This is a genomic window from Paenibacillus mesophilus (assembly GCF_005938385.1).
Classification (GTDB): Bacteria; Bacillota; Bacilli; order Paenibacillales; family NBRC-103111; genus Paenibacillus_AB; species Paenibacillus_AB mesophilus.
In genome coordinates, this window is record NZ_VCRA01000019.1 from 1 (window position 1) to 19,994 (window position 19,994).

Consider the following 19,994-nt stretch of genomic DNA (forward strand, 5'->3'; position numbering starts at 1 on the left):
AGGCGAAACAGTGTGCCGTAGACGGTACGAATTAAGAAGCTTTGGTGGGGTATTTCACCTAGTTGACGATTGAATACCCCAAACAAGAGTATTTGATTAACTTTTAGGCAAGTAAATCGACAGTCTCAAACCTACAGTTAAATTCTTTCGTTTTGTTCATTTAATTGATTTTCAATGATTTTAACCGCATGTTTTCCTTTATAATGAAGCCAAAACACCCATTTTCCCGAAATACCTGCATGTTTTCCAGTTGGCAGCGTCCTAACTCACAAAATGTCCCCTTGGCTCATGTCAACGTCAATGACAAAACCGAGGGGACATCTACCTTAGCCTAATATTCATTGCGGCGCTTGCGGAATAAACGAACGACAGCAAATATAGCGACGGCCCACAGTACTAAACTGATTATCGATAATACGGGGAATCCAAGGGAAAACCCGGAAAACGGGTTAAACAACGAACCCAGAATCGTACCGAGAGCAAGTCCTCCGAACAATCCGCCAAAAAAACCTCCGAATCCCGTTCGCGGAGCAGGTGTCGTTCTGGGCGTGGTCGGAGTGCGGGCCGCATTGTCCGGTCTCGCCGGAGTCGTACGGGCAGGTGTTCCGACTCCCGGATTATAGCCTTGTCTCGGCGAACGGAAGCTGCCGCGCTTGAACGGCTCGAACGTACCGGGTTGTCCGGTTTCCTCCTGTGATTGATATTCCTCCCCATATACGGCGGCCGGCGTATTTCCGAACATGAGCATGGGAATCAACACGAACATCATGATCCATTTTTTCATTCCGACTTATTACACCTCCATCTTTTAGCGTCTCCATACGATCCTTTATCCATGCAGCAGGTTTGTTAGATAGAGGTTTAATGCATCTATGGATCGAATTGTGTTCTTATAAAACCAATGGAGAGGTTAATGAAAATGAAATTTATTTTAATATTCGGACCGCAAGCGGTCGGCAAGATGACCGTCGGGCAGGAGCTCGAGAAAATAACCGGATTGAAGCTTTTTCACAATCATATGAGTATTGAAATGGTTGCCCCCTTTTTTAGTTACGGCACGGCCCCGGGGAAAAGATTAGTCAAACTGTTTCGTCAAGCGATATTTGAAGAAGTGGCGAATAGTGACTTGGACGGATTGATTTTCACCTACCTTTGGTCGTTTGACCGCCAGGCCGATTGGGACTATGTAGAGAGTGTTTGCCGCATATTCGAATCGAAGGGCGGCATTGTTTGTTTTGTAGAATTGGAAGCAGAGCTGGAACTAAGATTGGAACGCAATAAAAGCCCACACAGACTCTTGCATAAGCCTACGAAAAGAAATATCGAATTCTCCGAAAACGATCTGATCTCCAAGATGGAGAATAATCGGCTGAACTCTTACGATGGTGAAATCAAAAGAGAGAATTACATGAGAATCAACAATTCAACGTTGAGCCCGGACATGGTCGCCAGCATGATCAAGCAGAGGTTTGACTTATAGAGAAGTATATTGAACTGGCGGTGATTGAGAATCGCTTCATTCTTCTGTATAATGTGAATATTCGTATGGATGGAGGGATGAGAGCGTTGATGATGATGGCCGTATTCCTGACAGTTGTTATCAGTTAATCATGAACTGAATAACACCGGCGGCACGTTGGAATCCGAAAACCGTTATTTCGGGTTTTATTTTTCATGGATTCTTCATGCTGCTGACTGTCAAGGAACGGAATAGTCAACACGCTCTCTTCCAAGGACCCTGCAAGCGGGGCCTTTTTGTGTATGAGGAAGCGCGAATGGACTTTTGTTCATTTGCGCTTTTTTTGTACCCATAATCCCGAGTACGAAGGAGAAATGAAAAGTGGCATCGATTATTGCAACGGTATTGCCGGGGCTCGAACACGTTTTGGAGAACGAGATTCGGACTAAGATTACAGACGCTACCATTGAAACGATAGAACGAGGCAAAGTTTATTTTAATTCGTGCTTACCTACTGACGCGTTACTGGTTTTACGGACGGCAGACAACCTATACAAATGGATTCATCGGTTTCGGGTCGGCCCCCATAAGATTCACTTGGCCGGCATCGAACAGGAGATTTCCCGGATTGAATTATGTTGGCCGAATAGAAACCGCGCGAGACCCGTTAGCTTTAAAGTCAATGCAAGCCGTATAGGCAAGCATACTTATTCCCGGTTTGAAGCTGCCGAAGCTTGTGCACGAGGGATCGCGAAACGTGCCGCCACTTGCTCTCATGATCTTTCCGGAACACATGAAATGGAGTTTCGGCTTGATATCGTTCATGAAGAAGCGGTGTTCTCATTAAGGTTGACGGATGCCGCCTTCCGTTATCGGAGGGAGGAAAGAACATTCACTCACGCCGCTTTGCGTCCGACAGTCGCTCATGCTCTAGTCTGGCTATCAAGGCCTGGAGCGACGGATGTTGTAGTCGACCCATGCTGCGGTTCGGGTACGATCGTCTCGGAACGTCTTGCGTATCCGTATTTCCAAATATGCGGGGGAGATCGAGACGAAGAAGCCGTGACCGCCGCTCAGGAAAATGTCGGCATCAACGATCATGTACCGATTCAACTTTGGGACGCCCGCCGTCTCCCTCTCGATGCGGGACATGTAGATAAAGTGGTTACCAATTTGCCGTTTGGCCGACAAATCTCGGCGGATGAGCATATACCGTCATTGTATCAAGATGTCTTCATGGAGATGAAACGGGTGTTGAAGAAGAAAGGCTTCGTCTTATGCCTAACCGATGCGGATGCTGCGCTGCATGCTGCCGCCGAGCGGATCGGGTTCTCCTGCTCCAAGGAAGCGACTCTCAGCTTAAAAGGTCTTCATCCTTCCGTCTATTTGCTCAGAAACGAGTAATGCGGCTCAAATCGGCAAGTGATCTTTGTTATAATAAAGAGCCGGGCAAGATGAATATCGATCTTTTGTACTTTTCGAAAATGGCAAGTAGAGAGGAGATCCGCTCATTCAAGGATACAATGTTCTTATGGTTTATAGTAAAGATTTGGATCGGCTGCTCATGTGCAAAAGAGTAAAGGACCCCTATAAAGGACTAAGCAATTTGGTTGGCGGCAAAATCGAGAGCGGAGAAACGGGGATTCAAGCAGCTTACCGAGAGCTGTTGGAAGAAACCGGCATTACGGAAGAGGATATTTCTTTACATCATATCATGGATTTTACATACTATTTGCAGCATTGCTATGTTGAAGTGTATGCAGGCAAATTGAAGCGCGATGTTAGGGTCTCGGGGGACGAAAATGAATTGTATTGGTCCGATTTGAACCAAGATTTTTTTGACATGACCTTATTTGCCGGTGAAGGCAATATTGGCCATATGATTGAACAAGTGAAGATGAGTCGAAGTATCCTTCTTGATGAGTAAGCGTTGCCGCACATGCGGCGAGAAGCGATTGCTCTACATGTATCTAAAACGTGGCTGCCGATGCGGATCGGCAGCCTTGTTGCGTTAACGGACGCAACTCCGGCCGAGAGGAATTGATCTGTCCTTATGCATTGATTAATAATGATATATTATATATAATATATCATAGCTCAATATGAATTTATCATTTTTATCGGTTGCCTTGACGGTGTGATGCGTTAGGGGTCATTTGAAATGGTTGCAAATTGCGGAGGTGGGCGGATTGAAGAAAAGAGTAGCGGCCGTTATTACGGAATACTGGGACATTTGTCACGCAGACGTCATTTTGACGAAGATGCTGGACGGCTTTCGGATGGACGGACGACAGTATGCTTCGACTATCGATATCGTCGCCATGTATGTGGATAAATTCCCGCCTACAGACTTGAGCCGAGGAATGGCGGCCAAGCACGGTATTCCGATTCACGGAACGATCCGGGAGGCGCTGCTGGCGGGACAATCGGAATTTGATCTGGATGGCATCATTATTATCGGGGAGCACGGCGATTATCCCGACAATGAACTCGGTCAGACGTTGTACCCGCGCCGCCTTTTTTTCGAAGAATGTCTGAAGGTTATGCTGGAATTCGATCGGATCGTTCCCGTATTTACGGATAAAGGGTTTGCCGTCGTCCGGGAAGACATCGAGTGGATGTATAGACAGATCAAGCAAAACCGTATCCCTTTCATGTCAAGCTCCGTTGTGCCTTATTCCCCGCAGAGACCCGCCGAGAAGCCATTTCCGAACGGTGCGCCGCTCCGTAAAATGTTTGGATTCTGTTACGGTCCTGTCGAGCGCTACGTCTATCATACGCTGGAAATGATGCAATCGATTGCGGAAAATCGGGCTTGCGGCGAATCCGGGATTTGCAGGGTCAAGGCTTATAAAGACGGTGAGGCGATCGGAAGGCTGCTGTCCGAGGAGTGGAACGGAATATACCGGACGTTGGGCGGCTATATAAACCTTCGCAACCTCGACACATTTCCGAGCGAAATAAAAGATCCCGTGTTCGTCGAATTGAACTACAAGGACGGACTGAAGTCGGGCGTGCTTATGGCGAATCCCGAAGTCGTGACTTTTGCTTCCGCCTATCAAGTCGATGAGCAGGAGGCTCCGATATGCCGCGAGTTTCTGCTGCAAGGCGGCAAGCCTTATATTCATTTCGGCAGACTCGTGCTGGAGATCGAGAAGTTCATTCATACCGGGCGGCCGCCACACGCTGTCGAGCGATCTTTGCTTACGACCGGCGGTCTTGATGCATGCATGCGATCGTTGCATACCGGGGAAGCGATCGACACGCCTCATTTGATCGTTAATTATTAATACTTAGGAATAGGGAAGGCAGGGCCTAAATACGGCTCTGCCTTCTCACTTATCGTTATAATTGGCTAATCCACCCATATAATGCACGCATCCGCGAGAGAATCTGTTCCACTTCATCCTCTTGCAAATGCAAAGGGTTCAGCACCAGACTCCGCTTATCCGGCGATAGAGCAACGAGTATGGAAGGGGTCCCTTCCAACAGCTGCCTGCTCAGCTGCTCTGCAACTGCTGCGGGCCGATTCAGTTTCACATGAACGAGAGGGTAATCTTGACCGGTTGGCCCGGGGTAAGCCCGTTCGGCGTTCCAGCCCGCCTCGTTTAATCCGGTGCGCAAGCGGTCGACAAGCCGTTCGTAATGTTCGTTCATCGCTTCATGGTCCAGATTGACATATCGCTCTATTGCCGCGACCAAGCCGGCAATCTCTTCCTTACCGACCTTCATCGGCCTTGCGATCGAATTTCTGGCTCCCGTGTAGAGGCGGCATGCCGCCACATAATGTTCCTTCCCGACGATAAACCCCGAGCTTTGCGGTCCGCGCAGCGTCTTGCCGCCGGAGAAGATGACCAGGTCGGCCCCCATTTCCGTATATCGCCACAGGTTGCTGACCGGAGGCAGCTGTGCAGCTGCATCGACGACGACTGGAATGCCCTTCCGACCGGAGATTCGGATGACTTCTTCCAGAGCCAGCGCTCCTTGGGTGTATTGCGGAGTATCGAAATAGATGATGCAAGCCGTGCGGTCGCCGAGCGCCGCCTCTAACTGTGCGGCAGTTGTTCCCGCCGTATCGCCGATCTCGACCAGAGTCGCCCCGGTCTGCCGGATCGCGATGTCAAAGCCGTTGCGCTGGCATCGATGCATAACGACTTCATTTTTCGCGCCGTTATGCAGAGGCCACTCCCGCGCTTTCTCGGTATCCGCTCCCGTCATGCAGGCTGCTGTCGCCACAGACAGCGCCGCTGCGGCACCGCTCGTTATGACGGCCGCCTCATTGCGGGTAAGCCGGGCGATTTGCTCGCCCGCTTTCAGATGCAGCTGCTCCAGCGAGACGAAATGACGGCCCGCTTCCGCCATCGCGTCCGTTACTTCAACAGGCATCAGCGATCCGCCGATCATAGTGTAAGAGTCGGCGGCGTTAATAACGGTAGTCACGCCGAGCTTGCCGTAAAAAGATGACATGGCTTTGTCCGCCTTTCCGAAATCGTGTCGCGTTTTTGATTTATGCTTCTCCTATCATAGCATTTTTTTAACGTTTCAGAATGTTTAAGTTTGCTAAAGCGTTAAAGCGAACAGCGACATTCTGAACCAAGAAAAACTTCCTCTTGATCGCGGTCGCTCATCCTTGAAGTACTTCGATAGACGTTTTTCTTACAAATAAATAGACACGGTACTCTGCTTTTCATACCGGATCGTTCCAAGAGGCTTAATATTGAAAACTAATTGCCGGGCGGTTGGATGCCGCGCCAGGCACTTACATTGCATTGGCCATATTCATTATCACCCACAGCAACCATCGTGCCGTCCGATTTAAGGCCGAGTGTATGAGCGCAACCCACCGCAATCGCCACAATATCGCGCCAGCCACTTACATTGCATTGGCCATGCTCATTCCAGCCCACAGCCGCCACCGTACCGTCCGATTTAAGGCCGATGGTATGATGACTGCCCGCCGCTATCGCCACAATACCGTGCCAGCCGCTTACATCGCACTGGTCATGCTTATTCAACCCTACAGCCGCCACCGTGCCGTCCGATTTAAGCCCGACGGTATGTAGGTAACCCGCCGCTGCCGCCACTATGTCGCGCCAGCCGCTTACCTTGCATTGGCCATACCGATTATTACCCACACTCGTCACCGTACCGTCCGATTTAAGCCCGACGGTATGCCAGTCACCCGCCGCCACCGCCACCATATCACGCCAGCCGCTTACCTTGCATTGGCCTTCATTATTTCGACCCACAGCCACCGCCGTGCCATCCGATTTAAGCCCGACGGTACGACGCCAACCCGCCGCAACCGCCACAATATCACGCCAGCCGCTTACATCGCATTGATCATGCTTATTCCAACCCACTGCCGTCACCGTGCCGTCCGATTTAAGCCCGATTGTATGAGCATTGCCCGTGTTCGTCGCCATATGAACATTACCAGCCGCAACCGCCACCATATCGCGCCAGCCGCTTACATCACATTGGCCATATTTATTATCACCCGCAGCAACCACCGTGCCGTCCGATTTTAGACCAACGGTATGACGAGGACCCGCCGCTATAATATCTTTAGGCCACCGTTTCCCCTTTAACGCCGCTTCTTTCGGTGAAATGTAATCCATGTCTTACCTCCTCGAAAACAAGGTTCCGGTATGTTAAAGCAAAATGATTCCAACTTCAATCATACAACATTCATGCAAGATTTCATTTAGTGAAAATCGGGGAGGTCGCCGTTATCGCCGTTGAACGCTCCTTCAGAATAGCTCTTCAGAAGCTGAACGAGCAATTGGATAAGCAAATGAATGGCATATCCGAAATGATGAGATAAGAGTCATTTTTTTTATTCATTTTGTTCTTGCCGTACAGGGATTTAATGGTTTTTGTAGAATGTTATCGTCAATGGGAATCCAATCTGCGGCTAAGATTTGTTATCTGGTGAATACAGCTAAGTCCCGCCCATATTTCCAGATGGGATCAACAAATTATTTAGGTGGAGGGTGTCCGAATGAAACTTCGTGTAACCGTTTTACTAGTTTTGCTCCTGTCTTTGACAGGTACAGGAATGCTGTTCGCAGCCGACGAAACGATGAATAACGGACAAGTGATTGTCCAGGTAGACGGGAGGGAAATTGTGTTTCCGGACGCCAAACCGTATTCGGTATCGGCCAGCGTATACGTCCCCGTCCGGATCGCAGCCGAGAATATGGGGATTCCAGTGTTCTGGGATGCGAAAACCACATCCGTACGTATTGGGGAAGGCGCTGCTGCCGTAACGTTTATACCGGAAAAATCTGCGAACGGCAATAAGCCGTTTCTGAGAGAGGGCCGGGTATTTGTCGATCTTGCCTTCATCCAAGACAAGCTCGGGGCTACTGCTGTCTGGAATAAAGAGAAGAAGTCGGTAACCTTAACGACCAAGTCGAACGTGCTGAAGGGCGTTCAGCTGTTCAAGCAATCGATGGTTAAACTCACCGGGGAGCAAGTGATTTACGTCGATCCTTACAAGGTGGACGGCGAGCCGATGGATGGAGATATTATTTTTATTACGCATACGCATGGCGATCATTTCAGCTTGAGTGAAATCCGCAAAGTGGCCAAGGCCGATGCGACCATCGTATTCCCGGCGAAAGAGCTGGACAAAGTATCGGATGCCGGATTCGGGGATGTGGTCGGCGCAGTTCCGAATGAAGAGGGAACAGTGAAGAACATTTCGTATAAGGCGGTACCGGCGTACAATACGGAGAAGAGCAATCATCCGAAAGACCGGGAATGGGTAGGCTATATCATTAAGGTTAACGGAGCGTCGTATTATATGGCCGGGGATACGGATCTGATTCCGGAGATGGAGCAGATCGACGCGGACGTCGCCTTCCTGCCGATGGGCGGCACGTTTACGATGGCCTACGAGGAAGCGGCCAAAGCAGCGAATCTCATTCGCCCGCGCATCGTCATTCCATATCATTACGCCGATGTAGTCGGCACCCGGGATGATGCGCTGAAATTTATCGATTTGATTGAACCCGGCATAACGTCCATATTGATGAAAGAATAGAGGATTGCAAAAAACCGAAGAATGATGACACCGGAAGGCCTGAGAAATCAGGCCTTTAATTTTTTTATCATCACGCTCAAGTCCTTTCCTTGTATGGATTACTCAGCGTTTCCCGAAAAAATCTATCGATGAAAAAAATGGCAAAGCCTTGTACAATAATAGGGAAGAATGAATCATTTTTTTGTCGAATAGGAGCATCGTTGAGCGGGATAATCGCTTCGATTATAGGCTGGATGGGAGAAGAGCATGATAACGAATCTCAAAGACGTCGAATATGCTATCGCTGCACTGGAAGCAGCGTCGATCGTTTCGATTACGGATGAAAAAGGGGTCATCACCTATGTGAATGATCATTTCTGTGAATTAACAAAGTATGATCGGGATGAAATCATTGGATCGAGTCATAATACGGTAAACTCCGGATTCGATTCCCATGCGCACTTTAAGGGATTATGGGAAACGATCAGCCAAGGTCAAGTATGGAAAGGAGAAATGAAAAATCAGGCGAAGGACGGCAGCGAGTATTGGGTAAACTTGACCGTTGTCCCGTTCGTGAACGACAGCGGTGCGGTTTATCAGTATTTGGGCATCGGGACCGATATAACGAGACGCAAGCAGAATGAAGCGAAATTGATCGAAACGATGGAAAATTTGCGCGATATCGAAAATGCATTGGACGAATCTTCGATTGTCGCGATCACGGATGATAAAGGAGTCATTACGTATGTAAATGAAAAGTTTTGTGAAATTTCCAAGTATGAGCGAACGGAGCTGATCGGAAAGACGCACCGGGTGATCAACTCGGGCTACCATCCCAAATCATTTTTCAAGGAAATGTGGGACACGATAAAACAAGGCCTAGTCTGGAAAGGTGAAGTCAAAAATCGGGCCAAGGACGGCAGCGAATACTGGATGAATACGACAATCGTACCGTTTCTCGGCGACAACGGAATCCCCCGGCAATTTATTTCGATTCGTACGGATATTACGGATCGGGTTAAAGCGGAAACCGCTTTGGCCGAACGTACGGAACAGCTGGCCAAAGCGCGTGACGAAGCGATCCAAGCGAGTATGATCAAGAGCCAGTTTCTGGCCAATATGAGCCATGAGCTGCGAACGCCGCTCAATGCGATCATCGGTTACAGCGAAATGCTGCTGGAGGAAGCCGAGGAACTGGGCGAGTCGCTCTTCGCGGAGGATTTGTCCAAAATCAGTAAAGCCGGAAACCATCTGCTCGCACTGATTAATGACATACTGGACATTTCCAAGATCGAAGCGGGCAAAATGGAGCTCCATCCGGAGACATGCCGTTTGCCTGAATTGATTCAGGATGTGATGACGACGATTCGCCCACTTGTGGAAGGCAAGGGCAATAAGCTTCAAATGAAATGCGAGGAGCAAGGGGATATTACTACGGATGTTACAAAATTGCGCCAAATTCTCATTAATTTGCTGAGCAACGCCAACAAATTCACAGAGGACGGCACGATCACGTTTCAGGTTTTCATCGAATCCAGAGACGGTCGAGGTGGATACGCATTCCGCGTACAGGACACGGGAATCGGCATGAGGCCGGAACAGCTTGAGAAGCTGTTTCAACCGTTCACGCAGGCTGACGCTTCCACGACGCGAAAATATGGAGGAACGGGGCTCGGTCTTGCAATCAGCCAACGGTTTAGTCATCTGATGGGCGGCGATATCCGGGTGGAAAGCGAGTTTGGCACAGGTACGACTTTCACTTGTTGGCTGCCTGTCACGCCAGACGATCATCAGGGTTTGCCGCGTCCCCGGTTGGATGATGAGGAGCAGGCAGCGGATGAGGCTCGCCAGGTCAGCATCCTTCTTATAGATGATGATGCCTCCAATCGGGAGCTTATGGAACGTTATCTTGTCAAGACGGACTGGACGCTGGCCTATGCGAATAGCGGGGCGGAAGGGCTGCGATTGGCCCATAAGCTGCGGCCCAAAGTGATTTGCCTTGATATTCTCATGCCGGGCATGGACGGCTGGAGCGTACTGACAGCGTTAAAGAATGATCCCGGGCTAATGGACATTCCGGTTGTCATATGGTCCATGACGAGCGACAGACAGCCGGGTTATTCGCTTGGCGTCACCGAATTTTTAACCAAACCGGTCGAACGGGAACGGTTGATCAAGGTGATGGATAAGTATATCAACCAACGTGGCCTAATATCGGAATGACTATGATTTATGTTGTATGCAATAGAACATATTAAGATACATAAGACAAAAAGAAAAAAGGAGATACGATGACAGGGATAAAAGCAATGAATAAAACGGGATGGAACTTCGATAACAGTTATGCTCGTCTTCCGCAATTATTTTATTCGAAGCTTAACCCGACCCCCGTACGATCACCGGAGTTGATTATTTTAAACGATTCATTGGCAGAATCCCTCGGGCTGAACGTCCAAGCGCTGAAGAGCGAGGATGGCGCGAAGGTGCTTGCAGGCAACCGTATTCCCGAAGGGGCTTTGCCTCTTGCCCAAGCTTACGCGGGACATCAATTCGGTCATTTTACGATGTTAGGGGACGGCCGGGCTCTGCTGCTGGGCGAACAGATCAATCCCCGGGGCGAGCGGTTCGATATTCAGCTTAAAGGCGCCGGTAAAACGCCATTCTCCCGCCGCGGCGACGGTCGAGCGGTAATCGGGCCGATGCTGCGCGAGTATATCATCAGCGAAGCGATGCATGCACTTGGTATTCCAACCACACGCAGCCTGGCCGTGGCGGGGACCGGCGAGCCGGTCATCCGTGAAACCGAACAGCCCGGCGCCATTCTGACACGCGTGGCTGCCAGTCATCTGCGCATAGGCACGTTTCAGTTTGTTTCAAAATGGGGCAGCGCCCAGGATCTGGCGACGCTGGCCGATTACACATTGCAGAGACATTTTCCGGAAATCGGGGCCGATGAGAACCGCTATCTTCACCTGCTTCAGGAAGTGATCAAGCGTCAGGCCGAGCTGATCGCGAAATGGCAGCTCGTCGGCTTTATTCACGGAGTGATGAATACCGACAATATGGCCCTCAGCGGCGAAACGATCGATTATGGCCCTTGTGCTTTCATGGATGCTTACGACCCGGCTACGGTGTTCAGTTCCATTGACGTTCAAGGCCGCTATGCATACGGCAATCAGCCGTATATTGCCGCGTGGAATCTCGCGAGATTCGCCGAAACCTTACTCCCGCTTCTGAACGATGACGAGGCGCAAGCCGTCAAGATGGCGGAAGATGCGATTTCGAATTTCTCTGAGCTGTATCACCATAATTGGCTTGCGGGCATGAGGGCTAAGCTTGGAATGTTTGACGAGGAGCCGGAGGATGAAACCTTGATCGAAGACCTTCTCGGTATGATGCAGAAGCATCGAGCGGATTATACCAATACTTTCCGCGCGTTAACTTTCGATAAGCCGGAGGAGACGGCTCTGTACGGCACTTCGGACTTTACCCAGTGGCTCGAGAAGTGGCGGGCGAGACTCGACAGGCAAGAACAGCCAAAAGCCTCCTCGCATCAGTTGATGCGGAGCAGCAATCCCGCATGGATCCCCCGCAACCACCGGGTGGAGGAAGCGTTGGAAGCTGCAGAGGAGCAGGGAGACTACAGCGTGATGGAGAAGCTTCTTCAAGTTCTTTCAAGCCCGTTCGAGCACTCTCCCGAACACGCCGAGTACTGCACTGCGCCTGCGCCTTCCACCCGTCCTTACCGAACCTTTTGCGGAACTTGATCCAGACCCATCCAAGGCTGCCGCTTGATCGGCAGTCTTTTTCTTTTTTGCTTGAAACGATTGTTAGCGATGGAACGGCTTGATAAAATGGTAGTAATAATTGGAACTTCTTCATTGACAAGTATTGTGAGAAAAGTAAGGTGCGAAAGGGGAGCCGGTTCGGATGTGGACTCGCAAGGAACTGAAGGAAAGAGCATGGCAAAGCTTGCGCGCGACGTATTGGAAGGCGTTCTTGGTCAGCCTGCTGCTGGCGTTGATTGGCGGAGGACTCCCTAGCTGCTCATGGAATTCGGGAGGCGAAAGAGGATTCGACGGGGACACGGGCTCCATATTCGGCAGCGGGGAGGACATCGGGATATGGGTCACGATCATTGTCATTCTTGTATTGATCGGAATCTTCGTGGTGATCGCCGCATTCGCATTTCAGGTGCTTCTCGTCTCGCCGTTAATCGTCGGCATCCGTCAGTACTTCAAGCAAGCCGCCCAAGATGACGTAAACATGAATTATATAGGATATGCGTTCGCCAAGAACAATTATTGGTCCGTCGTCAAAGGGATGTTATGGAAAGATTTCTTGAATTTCTTATGGTATCTTCTCTTGCTTGTGCCTGGATTCGTGAAATTTTATTCGTACAGCCTTGTGCCGTATCTGTTGGCGGATAATCCCCGGATCGGTACGAAACGCGCGGTCGAGTTGAGCAGGAAGATGATGCATGAACAAAAATGGCGGACTTTCGTGCTGGATCTGTCCTTTATCGGCTGGTTCTTGCTCGGAATGCTTGCGCTCCTGCTCGGCATTTTATTTGTGCTGCCATACTTCAATGCAACGAAGGCGGAGCTGTATATAACGCTTCGGGACAAAGCGATTCAAGAAGGAATCAGCAGCAGGGAGGAGCTCGGACTGTAGCGGATTCTCCTTAGGAAAGGAATAAGAGCTATTTATGAAAAACTATCGACTGCTGGAGATCGAGTTTGAATATAACGGACAAACGCAAGTAATCACCCCGACCGTTGTTCAAGATGAACGCGATACGATTCTCATCGATTGCGGCTATCCGAATTTTATGCCTCTGCTTAAGGAAGCGGCTATCCGAATCGGAGACACTCTCGATACGATTACAAAGTTGATCGTGACGCATCACGATATGGACCATATCGGATCGCTCGCTGAATGGAAGAGGGCGTTCCCTCATATCGAGATCATCGCACACGAGTTGGAAGAGCCGTTCATCGACGGGACCCGAAAGTCATTGCGGCTGGAGCAGGCGGAATCGTCGTTGGACGCTTTGCCCGTTGAAGCGAAACCGCATGCGGAACAGTTTATTCGCTTCTTGCAGTCCATCGAGCCGGTTGCCGTTGATCGGACGGTTTCCAGTGGGGAAACGCTCCCTTGGTGCGGCGGTATTGAGGTCGTCCATACGCCCGGTCATATGCCCGGGCATATTTCTCTGTATTTGCCTGCAAGCAAAACCATGATAGCGGCGGACGCCGTCGTCATCGAGGAAGGTCGGCTCGCAATCGCGAATCCCCACTATACGCTCGATCTCGATGAGGCGATCCGTTCCGTAGAACGATTGCTCGACTACGACATGGAGCGGCTCGTTTGCTATCATGGAGGTTTATTTCAAGGCGACGTTAAACAATCGCTCCGACAACTCCTCCATACGTATAAGTTTTAGGAACATACACCGACATTCGAGCCTCCGACAAATTTTTGAAGTGTTTTTGAAATTTTTAAATTTATATTTACGTCGCGACAGTTATTTGATAATATAAACGCAACATTCAAATGCGATGAAGAGACGAGTAAATAAATGAATTCTTTCACAGAGAGCTCCGCCGGCTGAGAAGGAGTATAGAATTCATTATTGAAAAAAGACTCTGAGCAGCACATCGGATCCTCATTATTCGGTTGATGGTGTGCCAGGAGCTCCTGTTACAGAGCTAGAGTATAAGCATTGCGTTGCAATGCCGTACTCGAAGAGGCGGATATGGCGACATATCGGCGAATCTGGGGTGGTACCGCGAGCGTATAAATCTCGTCCCTAAGACTACACAGTCTTGGGGGTGGGATTTTTTTTGTCGCTAAGGAAAGTACTGCACACATGATTCGTACTGCTTGAATATCGAAGTAAAAAATGCCATTTACTCGGAAAGGAAATGATAGCATATGACACAAAAATTGAAAGTCGGTATTGTCGGAGGAACGGGGATGGTGGGACAGCGGTTCGTCCAGCTGCTGGATCAGCATCCGTGGTTTCAAGTAACGGCCATTGCAGCCAGTGCCGGTTCGGCAGGGAAAACTTATGAAGAGTCCGTACAAACCAGATGGAAGCTGTCCAGCCCGATTCCTGAAGATGTGAAGCGTATCGTCGTTCAGGATGCGTCGAAAGTGGAAGAGGTTGCCGCTCAGGTCGATTTTGTTTTCTGCGCGGTCGATATGAAGAAGAACGAAATCCAAGCGCTGGAAGAAGCGTATGCCAAGACGGGCACACCCGTTATTTCCAATAATTCGGCTCACCGCTGGACTCCCGATATTCCGATGGTCATTCCGGAAATTAATCCGGGACATATCGAAGTCATCGCCGCACAGAGAAAACGGCTTGGAACTTCGACCGGTTTTATTGCCGTAAAACCGAACTGTTCGATCCAGAGCTATGTGCCGGCACTCCATGCACTGTGGGATTACAAACCGACAACCGTGGTCGCATCGACGTACCAGGCGATCTCCGGAGCAGGCAAAAACTTCTCCGATTGGCCCGAGATGCTGGATAATGTCATTCCTTATATCGGCGGCGAGGAAGAGAAGAGCGAGCAGGAGCCGCTGCGTATATGGGGCAGCATTGTAAACGATCAAATTGTTAAAGCAAGCGCCCCTTTAATTACGACACAGTGTATCCGCGTTCCGGTAACGGACGGACATTTGGCTACGGTATTCGTATCGTTCGAGAAAAAACCATCGAAGGAAGAAATTCTCGAACGCTGGCTGCAATTCAGAGGTCGGCCGCAGGAGCTTGGCCTGCCGAGCGCACCGAAGCAGTTCATCACGTATTTTGAAGAAGAGAACAGACCGCAGACGAAGCTTGATCGCGACATTGAGCGCGGAATGGGAGTTTCGGCGGGTAGATTGCGCGAGGATTCCTTATACGATTATAAATTTGTCGGACTATCGCATAATACGCTGCGCGGAGCAGCGGGCGGCGCAGTTCTGATCGCCGAACTGCTCAAAGCGGAAGGGTATATTCAGGCCAAATAAATGCTCGCGTAGGGTCGAGCAGATAGACAGCAAGCAATCCGAATAATCGGGGCTTGCTGTTTTTTTGTTATGCTAAAATAACGATATTAACGAACGTTAATACTTTACAAGTTAACGTTCGTTCATTTATAATGCATATATTGGAATGAAAAATCATATTGAGGTGTAATCGAATGAAAACAGCGGCTATCAAACATTCAGTACCAAGCAGTCATGAAATCCGCTCCGGCGGGCGCATTGTTTTTTCTTTATTAATGCGCACATTATTGTTTTTCGTTTTCGGAATTGGGTTTGTAGGTCTATTTGCTCTCGTCGGCCATGCGGATCCTTTGAAAGCAGCAGAAAGATGGTGGCCTTTTCAAGCCATATTCGCCAATGCGGCAACGTTTCTCATTCTGAGATACTGGATCCATAAAGAAGGAAGCACCTACCGCAGCATGTTTAAGGTTCGGAAGGGCGAGCTTGGAAAACTCGCGCGACAGTTTTGTTTGCTTCTTATCGTCGGGTTTGCACTAGGCGGAATTCCTTTGTTCGCGTTCTCCTATTTGCTATTGGGAACCGTCGTGCCTCCGGATACGATGTTTCAATCGTTGCCTGTCTGGGCGGCAATCATCGCGTTAGTCGTATTCCCGCTTTCCAACGGTCTTGTGGAGACACCAACCTACATCGGGTATGCTCTTCCTCGCCTTTATAAGAAAACAGGCATCTTATGGGTTGCCGTTATGATGACCGGATTAGCGCTAGCCTTCCAACATATCGTGCTGCCTATGGTGTTTGATGTGCCCTATATGCTGTGGAGGTTTCTTTCCTTTATTCCTTTGGCCATTGCATTGGGCTTTATATTCAGCCGCACTAAGAAGCTGCTTCCGATTGCATTGGCGCATTATGTAATGGACTTGCAGCTTGGCGCACAAGTGTTCCTCGTTTCACTCGGTTAGCCGCTTTCTTTGCATGTGAACGATCGTTAATATATAATGGCGATAAAGGATGACAAGAAAGCAGGGTGTCGTATACGATGGATCATTTGTTTCCCGTTAAAGAATCAGGCCAGACGAAGCGGAGAATACTCGAAGCGGCTATCGATATGTTCTCGCAAAACGGATATTCCGCGGTATCGGTGCGCGAAATTACGAAGCAGGTCGGGATCAAAGAGAGTGCCCTATACAATCACTATAAAACGAAAGACGAAATTCTGGAGTCGATCTATCTGCTTTTTAAAAATATGCAGAAAAACAACGGGCAAGGATTCCCCTCGCCGGAGCAGCTGCAACAGATTTTGAAAGCCGTATCGCTGGAAGCCTTTTTGGAGCAAGGCTTTGATCAATTCATACGGGCCATCGAGAACCCGCTGCTTACGAAAATTTGGCGGATTTTAAATATTGAGCAATATCGGGATCAGCGCGCCCGGGAAATCATTTTGCAGTATATATACAAGGATACGATCGACTTCTTGACTTCGGCTTTCCAGATTCTGATTCCGAATCAACAGATCAAACCTTACGATGCAAAACTGCTTGCCATTGAATATCAATATCCGATTTTCGCCATGATGACGGAATACTTGCTGCTGAAGTTTGACGACAAAGAGACGGATGAATTGGAGAAACGAGTGAAAAGTCATATTCACTATTTTACGGAGATTGTGAAGCTGTAGTGTCCTCCTTAAAGGAAAATGCAACGCGAGAAGCCGGGGGCGTTCGGAATACGCTTTCCCGGCTTCTTTGTTGGGTAATACAATTCGCCGGTCAGCCGATTGGCCGGACCGCCACCGCATCCTCCAAGCCCATACAGCATGCGTCCAAATCCGTGACGCCCGCCCAATACAGCTTCAGCTCGCTGCGCACTCGTTTCATTGCTTCGCCCGACAGCTGCAGATCGGAATGCAGCCGGAAGCTGCGTATAATTTCCCGGTACAGCATAAATCTCGACGGCTCGTAAGGAGGTGCGGGGTGGTCCGGAGCAAGTCCCCGCTCCGCCGCTTTTTTGAGCGCCGGGATGCTTAGCGTCCTGCGGCGGATCAGACTTTGGTAGTCCATCGAGGTCAGCTCGCCGACCAGATGCTTGGCCGCCTCCTTCTGTGCGGATTTGGCCGCTACCGCCAGACCCACGACAAGATTGAGCGTAAGGTTCGTCCGCAGCGCAGGCAGCGGAGCGATATCGAACCGGAAGGGAGCATCCTTCAACAAGTTCAATCCGAAATAAGTCGTCATGATCATCGATATTTTCCCGCCCCGGAACAGCTCTTCCGCTTCTCCGTCGCTTTGGGACAAAAGAGAGGTCAAGCCTTGGTCGTTCAAAATGTCCCGGCTCATGCGGATCGCTTCCCGGACCGCCGGACCGGAGAAGTCGAAATGTCCGGCTGCCCCCTCGATTGAAGATTCTCCGCTTTGCAGCAGAAAGATCGGCCAACGGTTGTCGGACAGCGCATGGTAATAAAAACCGACCCGTTTGTGTTCCCGGGCGATTTCCGCCGCTACGCTTAGAAGGTCGCTCCACGTCCAGCTGCTGTCCGGCTCGGGCAGATCGTATTCGGCGAAGTGGTCTTTATTGTAGCCGAGTACGACGGGAGAGAAGACGAAGGGCAGCGCATGCAGCAGCCCGTCGACTCGGAACGCCGGCAGCAGGAACGGATACAGCTCCTCGGAAGGCTGCAGCGGTTCCAGAAGCTCCTTCAGCAGGCCGGATTCATGGAGCTCCCCGAAGCTGAGCTGGTTGAACATGGCGATGTCGATCAGACCGGATTCCAAATAATGGTGCATCAAATGCAGATCGTCGAATTTGAACGGAATCGGGATCAGCTCCACGCCTACATCCGGATGCCGCTGCCGGTACAGCTTCACCAGCTCGGATAAAGCCGCCTGCCTCCACATGGAAGGATAATAGCCCAAACGAAGAACGACGGTCGGCTTCTGTTCGGGCCGACTCACTTTATTGCCGATCCTCGGAACCTTCAACACGTATCCCTGCTCGACCAGCAGGTCCAGTCCTTTCCGGACGGAATGTTTGCTTATTTCGTACTGTTCCGCCAGCTCCACCTCGGAAGGCAGAAAATCCCCGTCATTCAGCTTTCCGCTCGTGATTTGTTCCCGGATGCCGGCTATCATGTCGTCCAGCTTCGACCTCAGTACAGATTGCCTCGTTTTCCGGCTCATTCCGGTACCTCCTGATTTTCTAGTACGTATCTGATTGAAACATGTCATATCGGTTGATTGGAATCATAAACTCTATTATAAATAAAAAAACGGCCAATGTCACTCGCGACACGAAGGAACTGTTGCGATCCGCACCATACATCGTAAAACGGCGGCAAAAGATTGGAACACGCGAATAGACGATTTTTTCGTTGACAGCGTTTACTTGATGTCTATATAATTCAATCAGATACGTATCACAAATGATTAAATCCTTTATTATTTCTTGCAAGTTCGTTTGTGGTTGTTACATCAATGGATTGGAGGGGAAACCTTGCGAGTCATCGTTGCCAAAGAGGGAATGATCCTAACCGAGTGCGAGCCCGAGCCGGTGCCCAAAACGGGCCATGCGCTCATTCGGACCGTCTGCTCCGCCATCAGTCCGGGAACCGAGCTGATGATCGCGCGAAGGCCTAACGAGCGGCCGGCCGCACTCGGATACAGCGCCGCCGGCTATGTGGCGGACCCGGGAGATTGCGGCGGATTGACGGCGGGACAGAGAGTGGCCTGTTACGGCGGCCCTTACGTGAGACATGCCGAATATTTATCGGTCCCACGCCATTTGGTCGTGCCGATCCCGGAGTCGGTCGGCTTCGAGGAAGCATCCTTTGTCGGACTCGGGGCTATCGCGATTCATGCCCTTCGCAAAGCAGCGCTCCATTTCGGCGAGACGGTCGCCGTCGTCGGACTCGGCATCATCGGGCAGCTCGTCTGTCAAATCGCCCACGCCGCATCTTATCAAGTCATCGCCCATGACCTGATCCCGGAACGAAGGAGGAAGCTTGCGGCGATGCTTCCTGCATGTACGGTTGCGGAGCGGTTGGACGAGATGGGTGCCCTTGTAGGAGCGAATACGGGAGGAGCGGGCGCGGATGCGGTATTGCTCTGCGCGAACAGCGCCGACGGAAGCTTGATCGATCATGCTTTGCGTTGGGTGAGGGATCGCGGCCATGTCGTTGTCGTAGGCGATATGAAAATGGATTTCAATCGCGGCCTGCTGTTCGCCAAAGAAGCGAACTTAACCGTCTCCAAGGCGGGAGGTCCGGGCAGGGGCGATGCGGCTTACGAGCTGCATGGCAACGACTACCCGATCGGCTTCGTCCGCTGGACCGAAGGACGCAATATGGGCGAATTTATCCGGCTGCTGGAACGCCGTGCGATCCAGGTCGAGCCGCTGATCTATGACCATTACCCGCTGCAAGATATGCAGGGCGCTTACGAGAAATACAAGAAGACGCCCGAGCAGACGATGGGCATGGTGATCCGGTACGATCCTATGAACCGATGAAGG

At 50.3% G+C, this 19,994-nt stretch carries 17 protein-coding genes and 1 other annotated feature; of the genes, 13 read left to right on the forward strand and 4 right to left on the reverse strand.

Annotated features, from left to right (window positions below; all coding sequences use genetic code 11):
- Positions 1-331: 331 nt before the first annotated feature.
- A complete protein-coding gene (locus FE783_RS26400) occupies positions 332-784 on the reverse strand; it encodes a hypothetical protein (protein ID WP_138882375.1) in 453 nt (150 codons plus the stop codon).
- Between the two features lie 135 nt (positions 785-919).
- Here FE783_RS26400 and FE783_RS26405 point away from each other — a divergent pair, with 135 nt between their 5' ends.
- The 4 genes from FE783_RS26405 (at position 920) to FE783_RS26420 (ending at position 4,749) form a co-directional block, all read left to right on the forward strand.
- On the forward strand, positions 920-1,480 hold the full coding sequence (locus FE783_RS26405) for a DEAD/DEAH box helicase family protein (RefSeq protein ID WP_138882467.1): 561 nt from the start codon (positions 920-922) through the stop codon (positions 1,478-1,480).
- Positions 1,481-2,257: 777 nt separating this feature from the next.
- Complete coding sequence (locus FE783_RS26410; protein ID WP_138882376.1) at positions 2,258-2,863, forward strand: methyltransferase domain-containing protein; 606 nt, start codon at positions 2,258-2,260, stop codon at positions 2,861-2,863.
- Positions 2,864-2,969: 106 nt separating this feature from the next.
- Positions 2,970-3,386: an NUDIX hydrolase gene (locus tag FE783_RS26415; RefSeq protein ID WP_138882377.1), complete on the forward strand. Its 417-nt coding sequence runs from the start codon at positions 2,970-2,972 to the stop codon at positions 3,384-3,386.
- 262 nt (positions 3,387-3,648) lie between these two features.
- A complete protein-coding gene (locus FE783_RS26420; RefSeq protein ID WP_138882378.1) occupies positions 3,649-4,749 on the forward strand; it encodes a hypothetical protein in 1,101 nt (366 codons plus the stop codon).
- Positions 4,750-4,804: 55 nt separating this feature from the next.
- Here the strand turns inward: FE783_RS26420 and FE783_RS26425 are convergent, their stop codons facing one another.
- Together FE783_RS26425 and FE783_RS26430 are read right to left on the reverse strand one after the other, a co-directional pair.
- Positions 4,805-5,926, reverse strand: coding sequence for an aminotransferase class V-fold PLP-dependent enzyme (locus FE783_RS26425; RefSeq protein WP_138882379.1), 1,122 nt, complete (start codon positions 5,924-5,926; stop codon positions 4,805-4,807).
- A gap of 257 nt (positions 5,927-6,183) precedes the next feature.
- Positions 6,184-7,080, reverse strand: coding sequence for an RCC1 domain-containing protein (locus FE783_RS26430; RefSeq protein WP_138882380.1), 897 nt, complete (start codon positions 7,078-7,080; stop codon positions 6,184-6,186).
- 383 nt (positions 7,081-7,463) lie between these two features.
- On the opposite strand from FE783_RS26430, the gene FE783_RS26440 reads away from it, so the two are divergent.
- The 8 genes from FE783_RS26440 to FE783_RS26475 all read left to right on the forward strand — a co-directional run bounded on the left by FE783_RS26440 (position 7,464) and on the right by FE783_RS26475 (position 17,166).
- Positions 7,464-8,510, forward strand: a complete 1,047-nt coding sequence (locus FE783_RS26440) for an MBL fold metallo-hydrolase (RefSeq protein WP_138882381.1) — start codon at positions 7,464-7,466, stop codon at positions 8,508-8,510.
- Positions 8,511-8,756: 246 nt separating this feature from the next.
- On the forward strand, positions 8,757-10,712 hold the full coding sequence (locus FE783_RS26445) for a PAS domain-containing hybrid sensor histidine kinase/response regulator (protein ID WP_138882382.1): 1,956 nt from the start codon (positions 8,757-8,759) through the stop codon (positions 10,710-10,712).
- Positions 10,713-10,780: 68 nt separating this feature from the next.
- Positions 10,781-12,256, forward strand: a complete 1,476-nt coding sequence (locus tag FE783_RS26450) for a protein adenylyltransferase SelO (protein ID WP_138882383.1) — start codon at positions 10,781-10,783, stop codon at positions 12,254-12,256.
- A gap of 163 nt (positions 12,257-12,419) precedes the next feature.
- Positions 12,420-13,163, forward strand: coding sequence for a DUF975 family protein (locus FE783_RS26455; RefSeq protein WP_138882384.1), 744 nt, complete (start codon positions 12,420-12,422; stop codon positions 13,161-13,163).
- 34 nt (positions 13,164-13,197) lie between these two features.
- Positions 13,198-13,935 carry an MBL fold metallo-hydrolase gene (locus FE783_RS26460; RefSeq protein ID WP_138882385.1) on the forward strand — a complete coding sequence of 246 codons (738 nt, stop codon included), beginning with the start codon at positions 13,198-13,200 and terminating at the stop codon, positions 13,933-13,935.
- A gap of 106 nt (positions 13,936-14,041) precedes the next feature.
- Positions 14,042-14,306: a binding site (T-box leader), on the forward strand.
- A gap of 120 nt (positions 14,307-14,426) precedes the next feature.
- Positions 14,427-15,512 carry an aspartate-semialdehyde dehydrogenase gene (gene asd, locus FE783_RS26465; RefSeq protein WP_138882386.1) on the forward strand — a complete coding sequence of 362 codons (1,086 nt, stop codon included), beginning with the start codon at positions 14,427-14,429 and terminating at the stop codon, positions 15,510-15,512.
- A gap of 173 nt (positions 15,513-15,685) precedes the next feature.
- Entirely contained in the window at positions 15,686-16,450 is a 765-nt protein-coding gene (locus tag FE783_RS26470) for a CPBP family glutamic-type intramembrane protease (protein ID WP_138882387.1), read from the forward strand.
- A 77-nt stretch (positions 16,451-16,527) separates the two neighbouring features.
- On the forward strand, positions 16,528-17,166 hold the full coding sequence (locus FE783_RS26475) for a TetR/AcrR family transcriptional regulator (protein ID WP_138882388.1): 639 nt from the start codon (positions 16,528-16,530) through the stop codon (positions 17,164-17,166).
- A gap of 91 nt (positions 17,167-17,257) precedes the next feature.
- On the opposite strand, the gene FE783_RS26480 is transcribed toward FE783_RS26475, so the two are convergent.
- Positions 17,258-18,664 (reverse strand): extracellular solute-binding protein, encoded by a 1,407-nt coding sequence (locus FE783_RS26480; protein ID WP_158302039.1) that lies wholly within the window; start codon positions 18,662-18,664, stop codon positions 17,258-17,260.
- Between the two features lie 313 nt (positions 18,665-18,977).
- Between FE783_RS26480 and FE783_RS26485 the strand changes: the two genes are divergently transcribed.
- Positions 18,978-19,991, forward strand: a complete 1,014-nt coding sequence (locus tag FE783_RS26485) for a zinc-dependent alcohol dehydrogenase (protein ID WP_238403264.1) — start codon at positions 18,978-18,980, stop codon at positions 19,989-19,991.
- Positions 19,992-19,994: the final 3 nt, after the last annotated feature.